The following is a 7,118-nucleotide window of genomic DNA, read 5'->3' on the forward strand; positions in this document are numbered from 1 at the left end:
TCCTTCGGGGGTTGTTCGGGGCTCGCCGAAGGATGGTCGAACAGCGCCCGAAGCCGGGTCGAAGCCGGGTCGAAGCCAACTCGAAGCGGACTCGAACAGCAGTCGAAGCGGTCCCGAAGCCGGGTCGAACAAGGGTCGAAGGAACCCCGAAGCGGTGTCGAAGCGGACTCGAACACATGTCGGACAATAGGTGATGAAAGGCTTTTGGCCGGGAATGATGCCGGACCGGAAGCCGGGATCGAAGCAGGATGCCAATAAAGTTTAAAAAATAAAAAAAATATAGTAGGTTTGCGCCATATTCAGCGGTGTTTCCACATGCGATACAACAGGCCTTTTGAAGTCAATTCCAGATGAAACAATCCATTTTATTAGACGGCCCGAAATTCCAGATCACCATTCAACGGCTTTGCCATCAATTGATTGAAAATCATGGTGATTTTTCGGATACGGTAATTATTGGCATCCAGCCGCGGGGAATTTACCTGAGCCGCCGCATCGTGGAGGAGCTCCGCCAGGTGCCGGCATTGTCCGATGTGCCGTACGGAGAGCTGGATATCACGTTTTTCCGGGATGATTTCCGGCGGCCGGACAGCGGACCGCTGGTACCCAACAGCACACACATGGATTTTATCGTGGAGGGGAAAAAGGTGATCCTGATGGATGATGTGCTGTGGACCGGCCGTACCATCCGGGCGGCTATGGATGCCCTGCAGGCCTTCGGCCGTCCGGCGAAGATTGAACTGCTGGTACTGGTTGACAGGCGCTTTTCGCGGCAATTGCCCATCGAACCGGATTACATCGGTATACAGGTGGATTCCATCGATTCGCAGAAGGTCAGCGTAAGCTGGGCCGAAGTGGAAAAACGCGACCGGATCACACTGCTTACCGATATTAATAATTGATACATCTATTTTGAACCTGCTATTCAAACCGTATCCATGACAGCCTCAGCAAGACAAATCAGCACCCGGCATCTTTTGGGAATCAAGGACCTCAATGAAGCGGATATCCAGCTTATCTTTGAGACGGCCGAAAATTTTAAGCAGGTACTGAACCGCCCCATAAAGAAGGTGCCCTCGCTGCGCGATATTACCATTGCCAACGTTTTTTTTGAAAATTCCACACGCACTCGGCTGTCATTTGAACTCGCTGAAAAACGGCTGTCAGCCGATATCGTTAATTTTGCGGCCTCTTCATCTTCGGTCAGCAAAGGGGAAACGCTGATCGACACGGTCAACAACATCCTGGCCATGAAAGTGGATATGATCGTCATGCGCCACCCTTATGTGGGGGCAGGGGTATTCCTCAGCCGGCACGTAAAGGCGCAGATTGTAAATGCCGGTGACGGGGCCCATGAACACCCTACCCAGGCCCTGCTGGATGCTTTTTCGATCCGCGAGCGCTACGGCGACGTGGCCGGCAGGAAAGTAGCTATTATCGGAGATATTCTCCATTCGCGCGTGGCGCTGTCCAACATCCTTTGCCTGCAGAAGCTGGGCGCCGAAGTGATGGTATGCGGTCCGACCACGCTGATTCCGAAACATATTGCCGCACTGGGCGTGCGTGTTGAGCACGACCTTACCGCGGCGCTGAAGTGGTGCGATGTAGCCAACATGCTGCGTATTCAGCTGGAGCGACAGGATATTGCTTATTTCCCCTCGCTGCGTGAATATTCCATGTTGTATGGATTGAACAAACGGCTGCTCGACTCGCTTGATAAAGAAATCACCATCATGCACCCCGGACCCATTAACCGGGGAGTGGAATTGACCAGCGATGTGGCCGACAGCAAACACGCCATTATCCTGGACCAGGTAGAGAACGGGGTAGCCATCCGGATGGCTGTACTTTACCTGCTTGCCGGAAGGCAGGAGTAGTTTTTGGCAATCGGCGGTCGGCGGATTTGCCGATGACACGGGGCGGGGATGAACGGCTGAAAACGGAAACAAATAGTGAACAGCAATTGTATTTTTCTGCCTATTTTTTCGTTAGCATATTAATGTTATCAACATGTGTGAACAACTTTTGAGGAAAACTTTTCCGTTTCGCGTTAAATTAGCGAATTAGATTGGGCTACGTGTATTTTATGGCCCCAACTTTGTTTGTAAAGAGGGCAGCGGGGCTCCCGGGAAATGGAAATTGAGGATCAAGCTATAGATAATTGGATCGTATGTTTAATAAAGTTTACCAGGTAAGTGTAATACTCGGTTTGGCTGTTACACCTGCCCTGGCGCAGCAAAGTGCCTGGCAGGAAATCAACCAAGCCTATAAGTCGGGAATGGAATTGTACCAGCATGGGAAATATGCCTCGGCGGCCAAGCAATTCGATAAAGTGGAGGATATGCGGATTTATTCCACATTGCAGCAGGATGAGCATGTAGAACTTTCCCTCTTGAAGGAAAGCGCGCGTTTTTATCAGGCCATCTGCGCATTGGAACTGGGCGAGTCGGATGCGGAGACCCGTTTCCTGCAATACATCAAGGATTATCCGGAAAGTGCGAATGCGAAGGCAGCCTACTTTCAGATGGGCCGTTCTTATTTCGCACGGAAAGATTACGACAAGGCGATCGAATGGTTTGAAAAACTGGACAGCCGCAACCTCGCAGGCAGTGAAAATAAAGAATACCGGTATAAGCTGGGGTATGCCTTGTTCATGAAGGGTGATTATGCCGCCGCAAAACCGCTGTTCCGGCAGCTAAAGGACGAAGGCGGAACCTACAACGAGGCTTCCGTGTATTATTATGCCTACCTCGCTTACCTGGACGGGGAATATGCTATTGCGCTGGCCGAATTCGAACGGCTGAAAGGCACCAAATTCTATGAGAACAGTTATCCGTATTACCTGTCGGCGCTCTATTTTCTGGACGGGCGGTACGACGATGTACTGGAATACGCTGTCCCGATACTCGAAACCACCCAGCAGGAAAACGAAACCGACATGCTCCGCATTGTAGCAGCTACTTATTTTGTGACAGGCGACCTGAAAAGCGCCGAAGCTTACTACGATAAGTTCCAGGCCAGGGATCAGGGAAAAACACAGAACAACCAGGATAATTACCACATTGGCTACATCGCCTATGAAAACGGCGATTACAAGAAGGCTATCGCCGAATTGGAAAAAATGGAAGAGCCGGATGCATATTACCAGGCTGCCATGATTACCCTGGGCGACGCTTTTTTGAAAACAGGCGATAAACAGAGTGCACGAAATGCATTTTTTCGGGCGTCAAAGCTTGATTTTGATCCGAAACTGAAAGAAGAGGGATTGTTTAACTACGCGAAACTTTCCTATGAACTGGACTTTCACCAGGTTGCGCTGGATGCCGCCCAGGAATACCGGGATACGTATCCCAACTCGCGCCCGGAAGAGACCCGTACCCTGCTTGCAGAGACCCTGCTGGGTACCAGCAATTACCGGGCTGCCGTGGACCTGCTGGAATCCGTCGACCGGCGCGGACCGGAAGCCAATGCAGCCTATCAACGGGTAACGTATTACCGTGGACTGGAATTCTACAACGAACGGGCTTTTGAGAACAGTATTTCGATGTTCATGCGGTCGGAGAGTGTTCCCGTTGATCCGCGGATTGCCGCGTTGGCGACCTACTGGAAAGCGGAAGCCATGTACGAGGTACGGAAATACGGCGAGGCGGTACAGGCCTTTTCCCGTTTCCTGCGGATGCCGGCGGCCCCGGAAACCGACGTGTATGCCTACGCGAATTATGCATTGGCGTATGCAGCCTTCCGTAACAACAGTTTTAATACGTCGGCCAATTATTTTGAACGGTTTCTGTCGACCGGGGGTAACTCAATCGACCAAAACGTACGCAACGATGCCATTGCCCGTTTGGGGGATTCGTACTTTTCGATGCGCAATTACGGCCGGGCGATGCAGTATTACGACCGGCTGATCAATAGCAAGGCCCAGAGCCAGGACTATGCCCTGTTCCAACGGGGGATTATCCAGGGACTCCAGGGCGACAACAGCACGAAGCTGAGCACCCTTCGGTCGGTGATCCAGCAGTTCCCGAACTCGAACTATGCGGATGACGTTGCTTTTGAGATCCCGTATACCTATTTCACGATGGGCGACTACGATACGGCGATCGAGGGGCTGCAGCAGATGATCGAAAAATACCCGCGCAGCAGCTATGCCCCCCGGGCGCTGATGACAATCGGGCTGGTGCAGTACAACAAGGAGGACAACGAAGCGGCCATGGCGACGTTCAGAAGGGTAGTGGAGGAACACGCCACGACCGATGAGGCCCGCCAGGCACTGCGCTCCATCGAAAATATTTACCTCGACCGCGGCGACGCATCGGGCTATATTAACTATGCAACGAGCACAAGCCTGGGCGATCTGTCCAAATCGGAACAGGATAACCTGGCCTTCCAGGCGGCACACACACTGTTTGCCCGTGGACAGTACCAGGCGGCTGTGGAGGCCATCAATGCGTATTTTGATAAATTTCCGAAACCGGGCCAGGAGAAACATGCCCGTTACATCCGTGGGGTGAGCCTGTACCGTACCGGCCATCCGAAGGAGGCGCTGCACGACCTGAACATTATCCTGAACGACTGGACGAGCCAGTATACGGAGAACACGCTGCTCACGGCGGCGGAACTGTACCTCGGACTGAAGCAGTACAACGAGGCCATCGTACACCTGAAGAAGCTGGAGCTTACCTCGGAATACAAGGCCAATTACGGTTATGCGGTGAACAACCTGCTGGTGTGCTACTATGAAATCGGCGATATGGAGCAGGTGCTCAAGTATGCGAAACTGATCAAGGAATACGACCGCTCCTCGGAGGAGGATATCGCACGGGCCCACCTGTACACCGGCCATGCGCTGCTGAAGGAGGGGAATGCCAAGGAGGCAGCCAAGGAAATGAACCTGGCGGCCCTGAAGAGCCAGACGGTGGTGGGAGCAGAGGCGCAGTACTACGTTGCCCAGCTGCAATATGAGGCCAGGGACTACGATAAGGCGATTGAGAGTGCCTTTGATGTGATCAACAACAGGTCGTCATACGACTACTGGGTAGCCAGGAGTTTTATTGTGCTGGCCGACGGCTATGCGGGTAAAGGTGACGATTTCCAGGCGAAGAGTACCCTGGAAAGCATCATTGAAAACTATGGAAATGATGAAGACGGCATAATCGTTTCGGCTAAGGAACGGTTGAATAAGCTCAATAATAAGGAATAGGAATTTAAACGGACGATGATAACGCAAGAATCGATCGGCTTCAGATACCTGCTTACCGCAGCTTTTTCGGTCTTCCTCGCTATTGGTTACGCGCAGGAAGATGAAAAGCAGCCGATACCGGAGCAGCCGAGTGAGCAACAGGGGGAACGGGCACCCGTCACGATCGATTCGATCGATGTCGTGCGTGACTACCGGCCCATGCTGGCGGATGCCGTAAAGATTCGCCGGACCCCGGATATGGATATCAACCGCCAGGTACTTGAAACCGAGCTGCGCAGGATTGCGGCCACTACTTATTTTGAGAAGAATGCATTCAGAAAACCTTATTACGGCAGGTTGCAGGAACGGCATAAGGACGCAGCGCCGGACAATATAAACAACTACCGGATCGGTTACTTGGCTTACCAGAACCGCGAATTCGAAAGAGCGGGTACCATTTTGAAAAAACTGCCGAAGTCGGATGCCTTTTACCAGAGCGCGCTGATTGTGCTGGGCAATATTTCCATGGAAACCGGTGATAAGGAAGGGGCACGTGATGCGTTTGTCAAAGCATCCGAACTGGATTTCGACCAGGCATTGAAAGCGGACGGACTGTTTAACTATGCCAAAACCTTATATGAACTGGACTCCCCCAGCGTAGCCCTGAAAGTCGCTACGGAATTTGTTACCCAGGAACATGCGGATATTGCTCCAGGGGATGAGAAAACAGAAACTCCTGAAACCCTGCTGGCTGAAATTCTGCTGGGTACGAGCAATTTCGAGGCTGGCGTAAATATGCTGGAAGCGTTCACTAACCGGGACAGGGAAGCGGACATAACCTATCAAAAGGCGGCGTATTACCGCGGACTGGAATTCTATAACGAACGGGCCTTTGAGAACAGTATTTCGATGTTCATGCGGTCGGAGAAATTTCCCATTGATCCGCGGATTGCCGCGTTGGCGACCTACTGGAAAGCGGAAGCCATGTACGAGGTACGGAAATACAGCGAGGCCGTGCAGGCTTTTTCGGCTTTCCTGCAGAAGCCGGCCGCACGTAATACCGATGTATATAATTATGCAAACTATGGACTTGCGTATGCGGCTTTCCGTAGCGACAATTTCAGCACATCGGCCAATTATTTTGAACGTTTTTTGACTACTGATGAAGGTTCAAGGGAGGAAAATGTACGAAATGACGTGATCGCCCGGCTGGGTGATTCCTATTTATCCATGCGCAATTACGATCGGGCCAACCAGTACTACGACCGGCTGATCAACGAGCAGGCGCCTAATCAGGACTATGCCCTGTTCCAGCGGGGGATTATCCAGGGGCTTCAGGGCGATAGCAACACGAAGCTGAGCACCCTGCGTTCGGTGATCCAGCAGTTCCCGAACTCGAACTATGCAGACGACGTTGCCTTTGAGATCCCGTATACCTATTTCACGATGGGCGACTACGATACGGCGATCGAGGGGCTGCAGCAGATGATCGAAAAATACCCGCGCAGCAGCTATGCGCCCCGGGCGCTGATGACAATCGGGCTGGTGCAGTACAACAAGGAAGATAACGAAGCGGCCATGGCGACGTTCAGAAGGGTAGTGGAAGANGCCCCGGGCGCTGATGACAATCGGGCTGGTGCAGTACAACAAGGAAGATAACGAAGCGGCCATGGCGACGTTCAGAAGGGTAGTGGAAGAATATGCCACGACCGATGAGGCCCGCCAGGCACTGCGCTCCATTGAAAATATTTACCTCGATAGCGGCGACGCATCGGGCTATATTAACTACGCAACGAGTACGAGCCTGGGCGACCTGTCCAAATCGGAACAGGATAACCTGGCCTTCCAGACGGCATACACACTGTTTGCCCGTGGACAGTACCAGGCGGCCGTGGAGGCCATCAATGCGTATTTTGATAAATTTCCGAAACCGGGC

5 protein-coding genes are annotated in these 7,118 nt (G+C 52.4%); all 5 read left to right on the forward strand.

What is annotated here, in order from left to right:
* The first annotated feature begins 350 nt into the window (after positions 1 to 350).
* Complete coding sequence (gene pyrR, locus NEV57_RS09165; RefSeq protein WP_257658013.1) at positions 351 to 902, forward strand: bifunctional pyr operon transcriptional regulator/uracil phosphoribosyltransferase PyrR; 552 nt, start codon at positions 351 to 353, stop codon at positions 900 to 902.
* A gap of 36 nt (positions 903 to 938) precedes the next feature.
* Entirely contained in the window at positions 939 to 1,877 is a 939-nt protein-coding gene (locus NEV57_RS09170; protein ID WP_257658014.1) for an aspartate carbamoyltransferase catalytic subunit, read from the forward strand.
* A 293-nt stretch (positions 1,878 to 2,170) separates the two neighbouring features.
* The gene (locus NEV57_RS09175; protein ID WP_257658015.1) at positions 2,171 to 5,203 is read left to right on the forward strand and encodes a tetratricopeptide repeat protein; all 3,033 of its coding nucleotides are present in this window, start codon (positions 2,171 to 2,173) and stop codon (positions 5,201 to 5,203) included.
* Between the two features lie 1,209 nt (positions 5,204 to 6,412).
* Positions 6,413 to 6,841 (forward strand): tetratricopeptide repeat protein, encoded by a 429-nt coding sequence (locus NEV57_RS15850; protein WP_443686084.1) that lies wholly within the window; start codon positions 6,413 to 6,415, stop codon positions 6,839 to 6,841.
* On the forward strand, positions 6,804 to 7,118 hold a 315-nt coding region (locus tag NEV57_RS09185), incomplete at its 3' end, for a tetratricopeptide repeat protein (protein WP_257658017.1). The genes NEV57_RS15850 and NEV57_RS09185, both read left to right, overlap by 38 nt.

It is taken from the genome of Parapedobacter lycopersici (assembly GCF_024643285.1).
GTDB lineage: Bacteria > Bacteroidota > Bacteroidia > Sphingobacteriales > Sphingobacteriaceae > Parapedobacter > Parapedobacter lycopersici.